This window comes from Patulibacter sp. NPDC049589 (assembly GCF_040675535.1).
In the GTDB taxonomy this organism is placed as follows: Bacteria; Actinomycetota; Thermoleophilia; order Solirubrobacterales; family Solirubrobacteraceae; genus Patulibacter.
The window spans coordinates 3,935-20,292 of sequence record NZ_JBFAPC010000104.1 but is presented as its reverse complement, the minus strand read 5'-3'; the positions used below and the strand labels follow the sequence as shown (position 1 = coordinate 20,292).

Sequence of the window (16,358 nt, the reverse complement as noted above, 5' to 3'; positions counted from 1 at the left end):
GCGGGGGCGGACCCCGCCACGGCCGCCGGCGCGCCAAGCCCCGCCAGGACGGCCACGGCCGTCCCGGCGGCCCAGCGGGCGCGGACCGGGCTCATCCGGCCCTCAGCCGGTGACGCGGCTGGTGGTCGGGGGCGGCGGGGTGCGGCGGACGTGGATCGTCCGGCGGGCCCGGATGACGCGGTTGGACCCGTCGCGCGTCGCCGTCGCGTTGTTGACGATCTTGCCGGTCGGCGCGTCGCGGTCGACCCGGGCCAGGAACGTCCGGGTGACCGTCGCGCCGGCCTTCAGCGTCTTGAACGTCCAGCACAGGCGCCCGTTGCGCAGGCGGCCGCCCGCGCTGCGGGAGAGCACGACCAGCCGGTCCGGGAGGACGTCGCACAGCTTGACGTTCTTCGCGGCCGTCTTGCCGGCGTTCTTCAGTCGCAGCGTGAAGCGCACGGTCGAGCCCGCGAGGACGTTGACCTTGTTCGCCGTCTTCACGAGCTGCAGCACGGGCGGCGGCGGGGAGCGGGACTCCTCGACGCGCGGCGGCGTCACCGGCGTGGTCACCGGCGTGGTCGGCGTCGTGGGCGTCGTCGGGGTGGTGGGCGTCGGCGGGGGCGGCGGGGGCGGGGTCGGCAGGACGATGCCGGCGTCCCAGGTCGGGTCCGCCCCGTCGGCGCCGGTCGGGCTCGGGTCCGGGAGCCCGAAGACGCTCGAGCTGCCCGTCGTCTGGTCGGCGTCGGAGTTCAGGTCAGCGGAGACCCCGGCGACCAGTGGCGTGGTGAACGTCGAGGATGCCGGGATCGTGGCCGGGTCGAAGGTCACGCGGTAGTTGCCGCTGACGAGGTCGAGCACCCCGGCGTCCTGGCCGGCCTGCGTGGAGCTCGTGATGCCGTATCGGCCGTCCGCGGCAGTCGTCGTCGTGACGTTGATCGCCCGGCCGTGCTTGTCGGTGCCCGTCAGCGTCGCGCGGACGCCCGGGACGCCGGGCTCGCCGGCGTCCTGCCGGCCGTTGCGGTTGGCGTCGCTGAAGGCGAGGTCACCGACCCGGCTGGCCACCACCCGCACCGTGCGGGTGGGGGAGAGCGTGCCGACGAGCAGGCTCGACGAGCGCAGCGCGGCGGTGTTCGCGTAGACGTCGCCGGACCGGTTGCCGGTGGTGCGCAGGACGTAGCGGAACGTCCGGGCCTCACCGGCGGCGAGCGGGCCCGTGCGGGTCACGCGCACCGCCGTCGCGCTGCCGATCGACGCTGGGCAGCCGGCGCCGCCGCCGGTGATCTGGGCGGCGGTGCACCAGGCCTTCCCGGCGGGCAGGACGTCGAACCCGCCGCCGCCCGCCGCGGCGGGCGACGGGTCGTAGCGGGCGAAGATCGCCGTCGGGGCGGCGTCGGTGTAGCGGACCGTCTCGCCGTCGGTCACGGTCACGGCCTGCAGCGCGTAGGAGCCGTGGAACGCGCTGCCGGGGTTGCGACCCGGCGTACGCCCGATCGACGTGCCGTCGCCGTTGAACGGCAGGACGTCGATCGTGTCCATGTCGTTGCGCGCCACGAGGTCGAGGTTCTGGTACTTGACCGTGAAGTCGATGTCGTCGAGCGGCTCGATGACTGGCCTGCCGACGGTCTTCTCGACCTTGATGCCGCCGACGGCCACCACGTTGATCGTCCGGGCGGCGTAGTGCGGGTCCGATCCGGTCGTCGGGGGCGTCGTCAGGGACCCGGCATCGTCGGGACTGGCCACGACCGCGCGGTTGACCTTGGTCCCGAGGGCGTTCGGGGCGACCGTGACCCAGTAGTCGATCGTCCGCGCCTCGTCGCTCCCGACGTTGCCGATCTTCCACACGATCGTGGTGGTCCCGTCACCCTTGACCGTCGTCGAGGCCGGGGCGACGGACGGCGCGTGCCCGGGCAGCGTCGACAGCGAGGTCCCGGCGGGCAGGACATCGGTGACGGTGACGTCCTTCGCCGTCATCACGCGGGTATCGGTGGTCTGGGTCGGCTTGACCACGCGGGGGAGGAGGCTGAAGCGCACATCGTCGCCGGCGGTGACCGTCGGCGTCTCTTCGTCCGGGATCGTCGGGTCGGTGATCTTCTTGGCGATCGTCAGCTGCGCGTTGGAGAGCAGCAGGCGGTCGCCGAGGTAGGCGGCCTTCGTCGGGTCGACCGGACCGGCGTCGATCGGGGAGTAGTTCGAGGGGAGCCAGAATCCGCCCGGGCCCTCGACGCGGAATCGCGCGAAGTTCGCGAGCTTCGTGCCCGTGGTGCCCGGCTTGGCCACGAGGTTGACGGCGAAGCCGAGGAGGAACTGTCGCGGTGGCGTCTTCAGGAACTGAACGCGGACCTTGGTGATCGTCGAGACGTCGGCCGGCGGCGATGTGGACCAGGCGCCGGTCTCGCAGCTGGTGGCGCGCAACGCGGCCCAGCGGGTGGCGTCGTCCGGGTCGGTGTTCGTCGGGTCCGTCGAGTACTCGAGGATGAAGTCGGTCCCGCGGGTCAGCGTCCCGCCGCTGCCGTCCGTGAGGGTGTTGTAGGTGATCCAGGCGGGGTTGTGGTTGCCGTAGGCGGGGTCCGCCGCGGGGCCGTCTCCGGAGACGGCCTGCGTCGTGGAGTCGAACACGTCGCACGCGGCGAAGTTCGGGTAGCCGGCGGCCGGGTTGTCCTGCGACGCGGCGACCTCGGACTGGAAGAACTGCCCGGGCGAGACCGTCGAGAAGCCGCTGCGGTCCACGTTGGCGCCGCCGGGGATGTAGCGGCCGTCCTTGTTCGTCACGTCGATGTAGTGCTTCGTCACCGCGAAGCCGCCGTCGGGGTTGAGGTTCAGCACGACCTTGACGGTGTTGTTCGTCGCGTCTTCACCGACCGACGGCGTCCCGTCGGTGCCCGTGGCGACCGGGTCGCGCAGCGTGTTGACGGTCTCGCGCCGCCCGCCGGGCGGACCGGCGCCGCCCGCGCCCTCCACGTCGCTCCGCGGGACGAAGATCGTGACGAACGTCGACGCCAGCGTCTGGTCGACGACCGGCTTCGACGGGTCGGCGAGGGTCACGGAGAGCGGGACCTTCTGGCCCGCGGCGGGGCCCGCGGTCCACGTGCCGCCGAGGGAGTCGCCGATGGAGACGAACTCGGCGTTCGGGCTGACGCCGGAGAAGTCGTCGGTGACCGTCAGGAGCTTGTTGGGAGGCTCGTGGCCGATGAGCCCGCGGCCGCCGAAGTCCGGGATGTCGAAGCGCACCGGGTACTTCAGGAGGTAGCCGGGCACGCCTGCGGCGCCGCCGCTGGCGACCTCGGTGACCCGCGGGGCGACCTTGACGACGTCGGTGCGCGGGATCGAGCTGATGACGACCGGGTCCGGGGTGGCGGAGCCGCCGGTGGCACCGTCGGCGGTGACGGCCAGCGAGCCGGGGCCGGGCGTCAGGGTCTTGCCGTTCTCCGTCTCGGTCGCCTGCGCCGTCAGGGTGAACGTGCGTGCGATACCCGTCTCGACGTCGCCGACGTTGCAGGTGATCGTCCGCCCGTCGGCGCTGATCGAGGAAGGAGGCGTGACGCCGAAGGTCAGGCAGCTCGTCGGCAGGCGCGTCCACGTCAGCCCGGCCGGCAGCACCTGGTGCATGGTGACGTTGTGGCCGACGCTGCTCCCCGCGAGGGTGTCGTTGACGTTGAACTGGACGTTGAAGGCGACCGTGTCGTTGCTGCGGACGATCGCGTTCGTGGCGCTGACGTCGAACCCGGGACCGGCGGCCGGGTCGAAGGGGTCGGTGCCGGTCGTCCGGCTGACCGCGACATCGATGATCTGCGAGGCCTGGGCGGCCGCTGGCAGTGCGACGAGGAGCGCCAGCGCCGCGAGGATCAGGGCGATCGGACCCCGTATGCGCCGGCCGGCTGATCGCGGGACGGAGCGCAGGGTGGACGCCACGAGGCCCATGGGCGCAGGGCGGACCGCGGAGCCGTTCAGGCGCGTGCGGGGCCCGCGGGGGCGCTGCCGGTTGCGTGAACGCTGCGATCGGGACATGCGGGCCTTCGGTACGGGTGATGGTCGCGAGACGGCCCGGAGCTGGGCACCGGCTCCCGTGATCACGCCGACAGTAGTTCCGCACGGGTTCTGGACCTTCGTCCGAGATCACAACGTTTCGGGGCCGGGATACCAACGAGCGGCAAGACGCCGGGGGTGCTCCGCGGCTCGACGGACGCTCGGTCTCCGCCGGATGGCGGAGGCGTGTCCTCGGATGGTCGACGCGGCGCGCCGGACGGCGGTCGACGGCGCGGGCGGGGCGAGTCGGCCCGGATGCGCCCGGCCGCCGCCGTACGGGACGGGGTGCTCGGGCGGGCCGCCGGGTCGGGGTCGCCGGGACGGGCCCATCTAGACGAGCGGCCAGTGGAACGCAGGCTCGCCGAGCTCCCGGAGCGCCGCGTCGGTCCGGCTGAAGATCCGCGAGCCGCGGAACGCCGCGACCGACATCGGCGACGGGTGGGCGGCCTCGACGACGCGGTGGCCGTCCAGCGGGAGCTTCGCGATGACGTTCTGCGCGGCGCGCCCGAGGGCCAGGAAGACGATCCCGCGGCGCTCGGCGGCCAGGCGCCGGAGCAGCTCGAACGTCACCGCGGGCCAGCGCGCGCCGGTGTGCGACCCGGGCGCGCCCGGCCGGACCGTCAGCGACGCGTTCAGCAGCAGCATCCCGTGGCGGGCCCACGGCGTGAGGTCGCCGTCGGGCGGTGCGTCGACCCCGAGATCGGCGTGCAGCTCGGTGAACAGGTTGCGCAGGGACCCGGGGACCGGCGCGGTCGGCGGCACCGAGAACGCCAGCCCCATCGGGACGCCCAGCCCCGGGTACGGGTCCTGGCCGCAGAGGACGATCCGGACGTCCTGGGGCGCGACGAGCTCGAGCGCCCGGAAGACCTGGGCCCGCAGGGGCTGGATCCGCCGCCCGGCCGCGACCTCGCCGCCGAGGAACGTCTCGACGTGCCGCAGCGCGGGCAGGTCGACGTACGGCTGCCACGGGACCGGGACGACGCCGGAGAGGTCGGGGGCGTTCGGATGGGGCTCGGTCGCGGGGGAGGACACGGGCCCGGATGATGCCGTCCGGCCCGGATCGACGGCGGGCCCGGAGCCCTCGGACGCGACTCAGTCGAACCCGATGATCGTGCGGATGCCGTCCTGGTGGTGCATCAGGTCGAAGCCCGTGTTGACCTCGTCCAGCGTGATGCGGTGGGAGAGCAGCGCCGGGACGTCGACGTCGCCCCGGAGCCAGCGGTCGACGAGCTGCGGCACCTGGGTGCGGCCTCGGACGCCGCCGAAGGACGAGCCCGTGACGCGCCGGCCGGTGATCAGGAAGCGCGGGACGATGTCGAGCGTCTCGCCCTTGCCGGCGACGCCGATCATCGTCGCGAGGCCCCAGGCCTCGCGGGCGGCCTCGACGGACTGCTGCATGACCTGCACGTTGCCGGTCGCCTCGAAGGTGTACTCGGCGCCGAAGCCGTCGGTCATGCCCTTGACGGCCGAGACCGCGTCCTCGCCGTCCGGCAGCTTCGCCGGGTCGATCAGGTCGGTGGCGCCGTGGTGGCGGGCCATCTCCAGGCGGCCGGGAGCGAGGTCGACCGCGATGATCCGCGCGGCGCCGGCGATCCGGGCGCCGGCGATCGCGCCGAGGCCGACGAGCCCGCAGCCGAAGACCGCGACCGTCGATCCCTGCTGCACGTCGGCGGTGTAGATCGCCGCGCCGAGGCCGGTGGAGAGGCCGCACGCGAAGATCGAGGCCCCGTCCAGCGGCGCGGCCTTGTCGATCTTGGCCAGCGCGATCTCGGGCATCACCGTGTACTCGGCGAACGTCGACGTACCCATGAAGTGTCGGAGCTCGGCACCGTCGCGCGACAGGCGGGTCGTGCCGTCGGGCAGGTAGCCGTTGCCCTGCTGGTCGCGGATCGCCAGGCAGCGGTTGGTGCGGCCGGAGCGGCAGTGCAGGCACTCGCCGCACTCGGGCGCGAACAGCGTGACGACGTGGTCGCCCTTCACGAGCGAGTCGACGCCGGGCCCGACGGACTCGACGACGCCGGCGCCCTCGTGCCCGAGCACGCACGGCGCGTAGCCCGTGGGGTCCGCGCCCGACGCCGTGTACAGGTCGGTGTGGCAGACCCCGCAGGCGTGCAGCCGCACGAGGACCTCGCCCTGCTTCGGCGCGGCGAGGTCGACGTCCTGGACCACGAGGGGCTCCCCGAACTGCTCCAGGACGGCGGCGCGAATCTTCATGCCCGCGACGCTATCGGGCGGGCGGGGCGACGGGGAGCGTGGACGGGGTGCGCGGGGGTGGCTACTCCAGCTCCGCCGACCCCGCCCACCAGTTGACGCCGCCGTCCACCGCGAAGCGGTCGATCTCCACGAGCTCGTCGTCGCCGAAGTCGAGGTTGGCGAGCGCGCCCAGGGAGTCCTCGAGCTGGCGGACCGAGCTCGCGCCGATCAGGGAGCTCGTGACCCGGGGGTCGCGGAGGGTCCAGGCGATCGCCATCTGGGCCAGCGACTGGCCGCGGCCCTTCGCGATCTCGTTGAGGCCGCGGATGCGCTCGACGTTGTCCTCGGTGAGCTGGGCGGCGACGCCCTCGTCGCGGCCGGCGCGGGAGTCCGCGGGGATGCCGTCGAGGTACTTGTCGGTGAGGAGGCCCTGGGCCAGGGGCGTGAAGACGATCGAGCCGACGCCCTCCTCGTCCAGGACGTCGAGGAGGTCCTCCTCGATCCAACGGTTCAGGAGCGAGTACGACGGCTGGTGGATCAGCAGCGGCGTGCCGAGCTCGCGCAGGTGCTCGATCGCCTCCTGGGACCGCCGCCCCGAGTACGAGGAGATGCCGACGTAGAGGGCCTTGCCCTGCTGGACCGCCGAGTGCAGGGCGCCGCAGGTCTCCTCGAGCGGCGTGTCCGGGTCGAAGCGGTGGGAGTAGAAGACGTCGACGTGGTCGAGGCCCATCCGGGTCAGCGACTCGTCGAGGGACTGCAACAGGTACTTCCGCGACCCGTACATCCCGTACGGCCCGGGCCACATGTCCCAGCCGGCCTTCGTCGAGATCACGAGCTCGTTGCGGTACGGCCTGAGGTCCTCGCGCAGGATCCGGCCGAAGTTCGTCTCCGCCGACCCGTACGGCGGGCCGTAGTTGTTGGCGAGGTCGAAGTGCGTGACGCCCAGGTCGAACGCCCGGCGCAGGATGGCGCGCTGGTCCGCGATCGACTCGTGGTCGCCGAAGTTGTGCCACAGGCCGAGCGAGATCGCCGGCAGCTTCAGGCCGCTGCGGCCGACGCGGCGGTACGGCATGCGGCCGTCGTAGCGCTCGGGGTCGGCGGTCCAGGGTCGGTGGGTGTCGGGGGTGCCCATGGGTCCCACTATGCCCGTCGCGCGCGACCGCCATCCCGGGGCGGCGCCGATCGAGGAGAGGCGACGCACCGCGCGACCGTCAACGGGACGCGGGCGGCGCGCCGCGCGACCCTCGACTCCGACCGGGACGACGCGCCGCGCGCCCGCCGTACTCGAACGTCCAGGGCCCGTCGGACGGCGCCCCGGCGGCGACCGCGAGGCGCGGGCCGTCGCGCCGCCCCGACCGGCCCGGCCTCCGGAACACCCGTTCCGACGGGGCGCGGAACGCGTCTGGATAGCGTCCGCGCCATGGCCACCGAGACCGACACCTCCGCCCCGCTGCTCCACGGCACCCTCCCGCGCCTCGACGGGACCCCGCAGGACCTGTCCGAGTACCTGGGGAAGGTGGTGCTCGTCGTGAACACCGCCAGCAAGTGCGGGCTGACCCCGCACTACGAGGGGCTGCAGGCGCTCTACGAGCGGTTGGGCGACCGGGGGCTCGTCGTCCTCGGCTTCCCCGCCAACGACTTCCGCGGCCAGGAGCCCGGGACGGCGGAGGAGATCGCCGAGGTCTGCCGGCGCGACTACGGCGTGACGTTCCCGGTCTTCGCGAAGGCGCCGGTGCTGGGCGACGACGCCACGCCGCTGTTCCGCGACCTGACCGCGGCGTCCGAGGCGCCGGACTGGAACTTCACGAAGTACGTGCTGGACCGCGAGGGCCGGCTGGTGCGGCGCTTCGAGGCCCGCACGGAGCCGGGGGACCCGGAGCTCGCCGCCGAGATCGAGCGCCTGCTGGGCTGAGCCCTACTTCGTCGCGAACGACACGATCGAGCCGTCGATCAGCCACTCGACCGGCGCCTTGTCGTCCGTGTAGACGGGGCCGCCGGTGAGCCCCGGCTGCAGGTTCTCCGCCGCGCGCTCCGCCGTGAGGCGCAGCTCGGACGGGATCGTCGGGATCGCGTCGCGCAGGCGGTCGGCGGAGATGTCGGCGGTGCCGGCGATCACCAGGGTGTTCGTCGGCGTCATCGCGTAGCGCGCGATGTGCGGGAAGTCCGTGCGCATCGTGCTGGAGAGCGCCCGCTCCAGCGCGTCGTCGCCCTCGGGGTGGCCGACGTTGACGACGACGCTGCCCCGCGCGGTCAGGCGGTCGCGGACCTCGCGGAAGAACTCGCGCGTGGTCAGGTAGAAGGGGATGTAGGGCTGGCGGTAGGCGTCGACGCCGATCAGGTCGTAGCGGCCGTCGCCGTCCCCGAGGCCGCCGGAGCGCAGGAACGGCCGGGCGTCCTGGGTGAACGTCCGGAAGTGCGGGCCGTCCTTCGGCATGCCGAGCCACTTGCGGCCCATCTCCGACACCTTGGAGTCGATCTCCACGCCGTCGAAGCGGACGTCCGGGAAGAGGGCGACCGACGCGCGTGCGACCGTCCCGCCGGCGTTGCCGAGCATCGCGATCGTGCGCGGGGTCGAGCCGGCACCGGTGCCGTCGTCCACCGCCAGCGGCAGGACCTGGAACGCGTCCCAGTAGTTGTCGGTCAGAACGGTGTCCGGGCGCCAGATCGAGTGGATCGCCTGGCCCTCGTTGAGCTCGAGGCGCCGCTCGATCGGGGCGGGGCCGCTGCGGACGACGCCGTCCTTGACCGGGTGCTGGACGACGCGGGCGTACTGGTACAGGGTCTCGGCCTCGTCGACGACGGTGTCGCCGTGCTCGGCGGGCTTCGTCGTGCCGGGCGGCAGCAGGAGCAGCAGGCCGATCACGAGGGGCACGAGCCAGGCGCGGCGCGGCATCCTCCACGCGGCCACGAGGGCCATCAGGAGCGCGAGGACGATGAACGTGCGCTGCGAGCCGACGAACGGGATCAGCAGGAGGGAGGCGGCGAACGTGCCGACGAGGCTGCCGCCGGTGCCGATCGCACCGAGCCGGCCGACGGTCTCGCCGGTCGTCTCGAGGTCGGTGACCGCGAGCTTCGTCGCCCACGGCGTCGCGGCGCCGATCAGGACCAGCGGCAACGCGATCAGGACGAGCATGCCGAGCAGCGAGCCGACGAACGCGCCGGCCTCGATCCGATCGAACGCCGTGATCGCCAGGTCGAGGAACGGGCTGGAGACGAGCGGCACGATCGACAGCAGCGACGCGGACAGCAGCACGAGGACCTTCAGGCCCTGCAGGTGCGGGTGGCGGTCGGCGAAGCGGCCGCCGAGCCAGTGGCCGACGGCGAGGACGATCAGGCACACGCCGATCGTGTTGGCCCAGATGATCGTCGAGTCGCCGAAGTACGGGGCGAGCAGGCGCGCGGCCGCGATCTCGGCGCCCAGGCTGCCCGCGCCGACGACGAAGACCAGGATCGTCAGCGCGCGCATCGGCGGGGGACTGTAGCGGCGACGCGCCATCTCCCGCGCCCCTGCCGGGAGCGGACCTCGTACGCAGGAGCGCGGGGTCGGCGGCGTGGGAACGGCCGTGCAGGATCACCGGGCGGTCACGCCCTGCGGCGACCCGTCGTTAGTCTCGGAGCCGATGGCCCGCACCGATGCCCCGCGCGAGATCGACCAGCTGGCGCAGGCCTGGGAGGACCGCGTGCAGACGGTCCTGACCGAGCTCGTCGGCCAGAAGCGGGGCCCGGGCCTGACGCGCCGTTGGGCCGGTCGGCTGCCGACGTCCTACCGCGCGGGCGTCGCGCCGGAGTCCGCCGCGCACGACGTCGTCGCGCTGGACCGGCTCGGCGCCGACGGCGACCAGATGGTCGTCGTCACCAAGCACGAGGCCCCGTCCGCGGCGCTGAACGGCTCGGGCGGCCCGGGGATGACGCGCATCGTCCTCGCCCGCAGCGGCCCGCGCGTCGAGCTCGCTCGCGCGATGCCGATCCTCAGCGATCTCGGCCTGCACGTCGTCGAGGAGCGCTCGGCCCGCCTGCACGGCACCGACGAGGTCTGGATCCAGGACTTCGGCGTGCTCGGCCCCGACGGGCTGCCGCTCGACCTGCAGAACGTCGGCCGCCGCGTCGAGGCCTGCATCGACGCGGTCTGGGCCGGCGCCGCCGAGTCGGACTCGCTCAATCGGCTGGTCGTCGTGACGTCGATGGGCCACGCCCGGCTGGAGCCGCTGCGCGCGTACCGCCGCTACCGGCAGCGCCTCGGGTCGCGCTTCACCGAGGGCTACCAGAACGACGTCATCGTCCAGCACGCCGCGATCACCGAGAAGCTCGTGCAGCTGTTCGAGCTGCGCTTCGGCTCCCCGGACCCGGGCGACGGCACCCGCGCGGCGGTCCAGCTCGACGTGCCGCCGACCGACGGCCCGACGACCCCGGACGCGAAGCCGTCCAGGTCGCGGCGCAAGAAGACGAAGACGGGTCCCCACGCCCCGCGCGACCTGGAGGCCGAGGAGGCCCTGCGCGCCGAGATCCTCGCGGCGATGGACGGCGTCACGTCGTTGGACCACGACCGCATCCTGCGCAACCAGCTCGCCGCGATCGAGGCGACGTACCGCACGAACGCCTACCGCCCGGGCCGCGGCGCGCTCGCCCTGAAGCTGAAGAGCGACGAGGTCCCGGCGATCCCGCAGCCGACGCCGCTCTGGGAGACCTACGTCCACGGCCTGACCGTCGAGGGGATCCACCTGCGCGGCGGGATGATCGCCCGCGGCGGCCTGCGCTGGTCCGACCGCATGGACTACCGCACCGAGGTCCTCGGCCTGATGCGCGCGCAGATGGTCAAGAACGCGGTGATCGTCCCGACCGGCGCCAAGGGCGGGTTCCTGCTGCGCGGCGCCGAGCAGCTCGACGGCGAGGCGCTGCGCGACGCCGTCCGCGGCGGCTACGTCGAGTTCGTCACCGCGCTGCTGGACGTCGCCGACGACCTGCACGACGGCGAGGTCGTCCACCCCGACGGCGTGCGGATCCTCGACGACGACGACACGTACCTCGTCGTCGCCGCCGACAAGGGGACGGCGACGTTCTCCGACACCGCGAACGAGATCGCGCTGCGGCGCGGCTACTGGCTCGGCGACGCGTTCGCGTCCGGCGGGTCCGTCGGCTACGACCACAAGGCGCTCGGGATCACCGCGCGCGGGGCCTGGGAGTCGGTCAAGCGCCACTTCGCGGAGCTGAACATGGACCCGGAGCGCGACCCGATCTCGGTCGTCGGCATCGGCGACATGTCCGGCGACGTCTTCGGCAACGGGATGCTCCTGTCGAAGTCCATGCGGCTGATCGCGGCCTACGACCACCGCCACGTCTTCGTCGACCCCGAGCCGCAGGACGCGGAGGCGTCGTGGACGGAGCGCAAGCGGCTCTTCGACGGCACGCGGACGAGCTGGGACGACTACGACCGCAAGCTGATCTCGAAGGGCGGCGGCGTCTTCCCGCGCACCGCGAAGTCCGTGCCGCTGACCGACGAGATCCGCGCCGCGCTGGGGACCGACGCGCAGGAGCTGTCGCCGTCGGAGCTGATCCAGGCGGTCCTCCGCGCGCCGGTCGACCTGCTCTGGAACGGCGGCATCGGCACGGTCGTCAAGGCGTCGCACGAGCGCGACGCCGACGCCGAGGACCGCGCGTCGGACGGGATCCGCGTCGACGCCCGCGACCTGCGCTGCACGGTCGTGGGGGAGGGCGGCAACCTGGGTTTCACCCGCGAGGCCCGCGTCGAGTACGCCCGGAACGGCGGCGACATCAACGCGGACTTCATCGACAACTCCGCCGGGGTGGACTGCTCCGACCACGAGGTCAACCTCAAGATCCTGCTGAACCTCGCGATTCGCAAGGGCGTCCTGGACCCGGCCGAGCGCGACCAGCTGCTGGCCGACGTCACCGGCGACGTCGTGCAGCACGTCCTCCGCGACAGCTCCGCCCAGGCGCGGGTGCTGACGCAGGAGGAGCGCCGCGCCCCGTGGCGGACCCAGGCGGTGGAGGAGCTGATGCACGCGCTGGAGGACGAGGGCCGCCTGCAGCGCGCGGACCACGGCATGCCGACGGACGAGGAGGTCGCCGAGCGGCGCTCCCACGGCGAGGGCCTGACCCGCCCCGAGCTGGCGGTCCTCGTCGCGCTCGCGAAGGGCAGCGTGTCGCGGTCGATGCTGAACGAGGACGAGCGTCGCGCGGCCGACGACCAGCCGGACACCCCGGACGCGGCGCTCGTGGCCGACGTCGAGGCGTACTTCCCGCCGCCGGTCGTCGAGCGCTTCGGCGCATTGATCGCCGAGCACCCGCTGCGCCGGCACCTCGCGGCGACGATCGCCGCCAGCGAGGTCGTCGACACGCTCGGCCCGACGTTCGTCGCGCGGCGCGCCGCCGAGTTCGGCGCGACCCCGACGGCGGTCGTCCGGGCGTTCCGCACGGCCGTCGGCGCCGCCGGCGCGCGGGACCTCTGGGACCGCATCGACGCGCTGACGGGCGTCCAGCCGAGCGTCGCGTGGAGCCTCCGCGCCGAGGTCGACGAGCAGGTCCGGGTCACGAGCCGCTGGTTCCTGAGCCACGCGCCCGGCGCGCCGATCGGCCCGACCGTCGAGCGCCACCGCGCCGGCGTCGCCACCATCCGCGAGCGGCTCGCCACCCGCGAGGACGGCGACGACGACCGCCGCCGGCGGATCGCCGACTACGTCGAGGCCGGCGTCCCGCAGGACCTGGCGGAGGCCGTCGCCGGCGACGCCGCGATGGTCCTCGCGCCCCATGTCGTCGCGGCCGCGGAGCGCTCGGGCCGGCCCGTCGGCGACGTCGGCGCCGCGACGCTGCACCTCGGCGAGCGGCTCTCGCTCGGGATGCTCCACCGCGCGATCCAGTCGCTCGCGATCCCCGACCGGATGACCCGCTGGTCCGTCCAGGCGCTGCGCGACGACCTCCTCGACGCGCGCGTCCAGGTCGTCGAGAGCGCGCTGGTGCACGGCGAGGGCGAGGACCCGATCGACGCGGTCGACGGGTTCCTCGACCGCCAGGACGCCGAGGTCGCGCGCCTGCGGCGCTTCCTCCGCGAGCTTTCCACCGACGGCGAGGGCCGGTCGGCGTCGTCTGCGGCCTGCCTGCTGGCCGTGCGGCAGCTACAGGCGATGGGGCGGGCGTAGGGCTCGCGGCGCGGACGGCCGCCGGAGGGCGGCGCCGCGCCGGCGACGGGTCCCGCGGGGCGCGCCGACCGGCGCGCCCGGGCTCAGTCCTCGAGCTCCTTGGCGAACATCGCCACGACCTTCGTGCCCTCGGGGTCCACCGGGACCTGGGCGACCTCGACGTAGCCGCGGGAGGCGTGGAACGCCAGCGACCCGTCGTTGCTGGGCTTGACGTTGACCTCGCAGAGCATCCGGCCGTAGGAGCGGGCGCGCTCCTCGCACGCGGCGTAGAGCCGCGAGCCGATGCCCTTCCGGCGCGCGCGCTCGGCGACGGCGATCCGGTCGAGGTACAGGAACGACGGGTAGCGCTCGGCGAACCACGCGTAGTGGCTGCCGTCGTAGTCGGTGCCCGACTGCAGCGCGAGGCAGAAGCCGAGCACGCCGTGGTCGTCCTCGATCACGTACGGGGCGTCGCAGCGGTCGACGATCCAGAGCAGGCGGTCCTCGTCCATCGGGCTGAGGACGGAGACGTCCTGCGCGTTGAGCTCGAGGATCTCGGCGTGATGACGGGCCTGGATGTTGACCCGGCGCATGCGGCCGCTCATGCGTGACCCCCGCCCGACGAGACGGCCGGGGGCCGGGACTCCTCCGCCAGCGACGTGATCACGAGCGGCCCCCGCGCGGCGTCCTCGAGCACGGCGCCGGCCTCGTCCTGCGAGCGGGCGTAGAGCTCCACGAGGAGGTGGGCGACGATCTCGTCGCCCTGATGGGTGTGGAAGCGGACATGGCTGAAGAACTCCTGTGTGCCGGCGTCGCCCAGGGCGGCGTAGCTGAGGGCCTCGCCGGCCTCCGGGCCGGAGCAGACCTCGACGTCGTCGGCGGGGATGGTGATGGTGCAGGACGCGACCCACGGGGTGCCCATGACGAGGCGCTCCCAGCGTCCGTCGTCGGCGACGAGGCGGCCGTCGGCGAAGATCAGGTGTGGTTGGTCGTGCATGCAGTCGAGGCACTGCACGACGGCCTCCTGCTGCTCCTCGACCGCGTGGACGGGCGTGCCCGTGCTCGGGTCGACGCGATGGATCCCGTCGTAGTGGACGTGGAGCTCCAGCGACGTCGACCAGCAGCGGTAGCACCGCATCCAGGGCAGCGTCCCGGTCTCCGTCATGGAGGGATCGTACGCCGCGCGGGGCGTGACGACGGTGCGGTGCTCCGGGCGGTCGGCGGACGGACGACCCGCGGGGCGCGGGCGGGCGGCCGCCGGGGCGGCTCCGGGCGGCCCGGGCGGCGGAGGAAGCGGCCCCCGACGAGGCCGTTCCGGGTAGCCTGCCCGCGTGCGCCGCAGACTCGTGACCGGCGGCCTCGCGGTTCTCGCGATCGCGATGGTCGTCCTCGCCATCCGCTCCTGGACCACCGACGAATCCGACCGCGCCCGCGGCGCCGTCGAGAAGTTCGCGGCGGCCGTGGAGCACCGGGACTACCGGACGATCTGCACCGACCTCCTGGCCGACGACCTGCAGGACAAGCTCCAGGCTGTCGACCTGCCGTGCGAGCGGGCGATGAAGCTCGGCTTCGGCAGCGTCCGCAACCCCCGCCTGACCGTCGAGAACGTCGTCGTGGTCGACGACCGCGCACGCGCCGCGGTGCGGACCGACGCCGCGGGCCAGACCCCGTCCGCCGATGTCCTCTCGCTGGAGAAGCAGGACGGCAGCTGGCGCGTGTCCGCGCTGAACCAGACGGCCTCGACCGCGTCGACGGGCACCGACGCGCAGGCGCCGGTCCCGGCGGAGACGGTCATCACGACGCCGACGCCGGTCAAGGGCGACCTCACGCCCGACACGGCGAAGCTGCCTGACGACGCGCGGATCCAGGACCGGTCGGGCAAGGGCAAGACCGCCGCGGAGAAGCGCCGCGACGCCCGCCTCCGGGCCCTGCAGCGCCGGGCGCTGCGGGTCCAGGGCGACCGCGGGCAGTAGCGACGCCGCCCGACCGCCCACGGGCGTCGGAGCGGCGCGTTCGAGCAGGCGCCCGGCGCCGGGCATCGCTCCGACGGCGTACGGCCCGTCGACCTAAACGTGGCGCGAAGACGCTCTATCGTGGCGCATAAACGCTCGTTCCTGGGCTAGGGTCCGCGCCGTGAACGCGACCCTGACGGCCGCCCTGACGCCTTTGGCGCTGATGCCCGAGTGGCTCGACCCGGAGCACATCGTGCGGGAGCTCGGCTTCGTCGCCGTGCTCGCGGTGGTGTTCGCCGAGTGCGGCCTGCTGGCGTTCTTCCTGCCCGGTGACTCGCTGCTCTTCACGACCGGCGTGATGGCCAACGAGGGCAGCCCGATCTTCCTGATCGACCAGCCGATCTGGCTGCTCTGCGTGACGATCTCGGCCGCCGCGATCGCCGGCGACCAGGTCGGCTTCCTGATCGGCCGCCGCGCGGGGCCGGCGCTCTTCTCGCGCCCGGACTCGCGGTTCTTCAAGCAGGAGTACCTGACGCGCGCCGAGGCGTTCTTCACGCGCTACGGCGGCCGCACGATCTTCCTGGCCCGCTTCGTGCCGGTCGTCCGCACGGCCGCGCCGCTCGTCGCCGGGGCGTCGGGCTGGAACTACGCCGAGTTCGTGCGCTGGAACGTCCTCGGCGGCATCGTCTGGGGCGCGGGCCTGACGGCGCTCGGCTACGCGCTGGGCGGGGTGGACGTCATCAACGACAACATCGAGGCGATCCTGCTGCTGATCGTCGCGGTCTCGGTGCTGCCGATGGCCGTCGAGGCGTGGGCGGTGCGGCGGCGCGGACGCCGGGCGGGCGTGGCGGGGGACGGATAGGGCGCCGGGGCGCGGGACGGCCCCGCCCGTCGGACCCGCGTGCGACCCCGGCCCCGCGGACGATCCCGGACACCGCGTGGCCGACGATCGACCGGACCCCGGGTGGCGGTCCGACCTCCGGACGATCCCGGACACCGCGTGGCCGACGATCGACCGGACCCCGGGTGGCGGTCCGACCTCCGGACGATCCCGGACACCGCGTGGCCGACGATCGAC

Annotated in this window: 11 protein-coding genes; 4 read left to right on the top strand and 7 right to left on the bottom strand. The window is 73.6% G+C overall.

What is annotated here, in order from left to right; genetic code table 11:
- Positions 1-102: 102 nt before the first annotated feature.
- The 4 genes from AB0L40_RS18190 to mgrA all read right to left on the bottom strand — a co-directional run bounded on the left by AB0L40_RS18190 (position 103) and on the right by mgrA (position 7,327).
- On the bottom strand, positions 103-3,984 hold the full coding sequence (locus AB0L40_RS18190; protein WP_364357602.1) for an SdrD B-like domain-containing protein: 3,882 nt from the start codon (positions 3,982-3,984) through the stop codon (positions 103-105).
- Positions 3,985-4,332: 348 nt separating this feature from the next.
- Positions 4,333-5,034, bottom strand: coding sequence for a uracil-DNA glycosylase (locus AB0L40_RS18185; protein ID WP_364357599.1), 702 nt, complete (start codon positions 5,032-5,034; stop codon positions 4,333-4,335).
- Positions 5,035-5,094: 60 nt separating this feature from the next.
- On the bottom strand, positions 5,095-6,216 hold the full coding sequence (locus AB0L40_RS18180; RefSeq protein WP_364357596.1) for an alcohol dehydrogenase catalytic domain-containing protein: 1,122 nt from the start codon (positions 6,214-6,216) through the stop codon (positions 5,095-5,097).
- A gap of 61 nt (positions 6,217-6,277) precedes the next feature.
- The gene (gene mgrA / locus AB0L40_RS18175; protein WP_364357593.1) at positions 6,278-7,327 is read right to left on the bottom strand and encodes an L-glyceraldehyde 3-phosphate reductase; all 1,050 of its coding nucleotides are present in this window, start codon (positions 7,325-7,327) and stop codon (positions 6,278-6,280) included.
- A gap of 288 nt (positions 7,328-7,615) precedes the next feature.
- Between mgrA and AB0L40_RS18170 the strand changes: the two genes are divergently transcribed.
- Positions 7,616-8,107, top strand: coding sequence for a glutathione peroxidase (locus tag AB0L40_RS18170; protein WP_364357590.1), 492 nt, complete (start codon positions 7,616-7,618; stop codon positions 8,105-8,107).
- A gap of 3 nt (positions 8,108-8,110) precedes the next feature.
- Here the strand turns inward: AB0L40_RS18170 and AB0L40_RS18165 are convergent, their stop codons facing one another.
- Positions 8,111-9,661 carry a fused MFS/spermidine synthase gene (locus AB0L40_RS18165; RefSeq protein ID WP_364357587.1) on the bottom strand — a complete coding sequence of 517 codons (1,551 nt, stop codon included), beginning with the start codon at positions 9,659-9,661 and terminating at the stop codon, positions 8,111-8,113.
- Between the two features lie 154 nt (positions 9,662-9,815).
- On the opposite strand from AB0L40_RS18165, the gene AB0L40_RS18160 reads away from it, so the two are divergent.
- The gene (locus tag AB0L40_RS18160; RefSeq protein ID WP_364357584.1) at positions 9,816-13,349 is read left to right on the top strand and encodes an NAD-glutamate dehydrogenase domain-containing protein; all 3,534 of its coding nucleotides are present in this window, start codon (positions 9,816-9,818) and stop codon (positions 13,347-13,349) included.
- A gap of 83 nt (positions 13,350-13,432) precedes the next feature.
- Here the strand turns inward: AB0L40_RS18160 and AB0L40_RS18155 are convergent, their stop codons facing one another.
- Both AB0L40_RS18155 and AB0L40_RS18150 read right to left on the bottom strand, forming a co-directional pair.
- Positions 13,433-13,933 carry a GNAT family N-acetyltransferase gene (locus AB0L40_RS18155; RefSeq protein ID WP_364357581.1) on the bottom strand — a complete coding sequence of 167 codons (501 nt, stop codon included), beginning with the start codon at positions 13,931-13,933 and terminating at the stop codon, positions 13,433-13,435.
- Positions 13,930-14,493, bottom strand: coding sequence for a hypothetical protein (locus tag AB0L40_RS18150; protein WP_364357578.1), 564 nt, complete (start codon positions 14,491-14,493; stop codon positions 13,930-13,932). The genes AB0L40_RS18155 and AB0L40_RS18150 overlap by 4 nt, the downstream gene beginning before the upstream one ends.
- A gap of 166 nt (positions 14,494-14,659) precedes the next feature.
- On the opposite strand from AB0L40_RS18150, the gene AB0L40_RS18145 reads away from it, so the two are divergent.
- Positions 14,660-15,301, top strand: coding sequence for a hypothetical protein (locus tag AB0L40_RS18145; RefSeq protein ID WP_364357575.1), 642 nt, complete (start codon positions 14,660-14,662; stop codon positions 15,299-15,301).
- Between the two features lie 160 nt (positions 15,302-15,461).
- The gene (locus AB0L40_RS18140) at positions 15,462-16,142 is read left to right on the top strand and encodes a VTT domain-containing protein (protein WP_364357572.1); all 681 of its coding nucleotides are present in this window, start codon (positions 15,462-15,464) and stop codon (positions 16,140-16,142) included.
- Positions 16,143-16,358 lie beyond the last annotated feature (216 nt).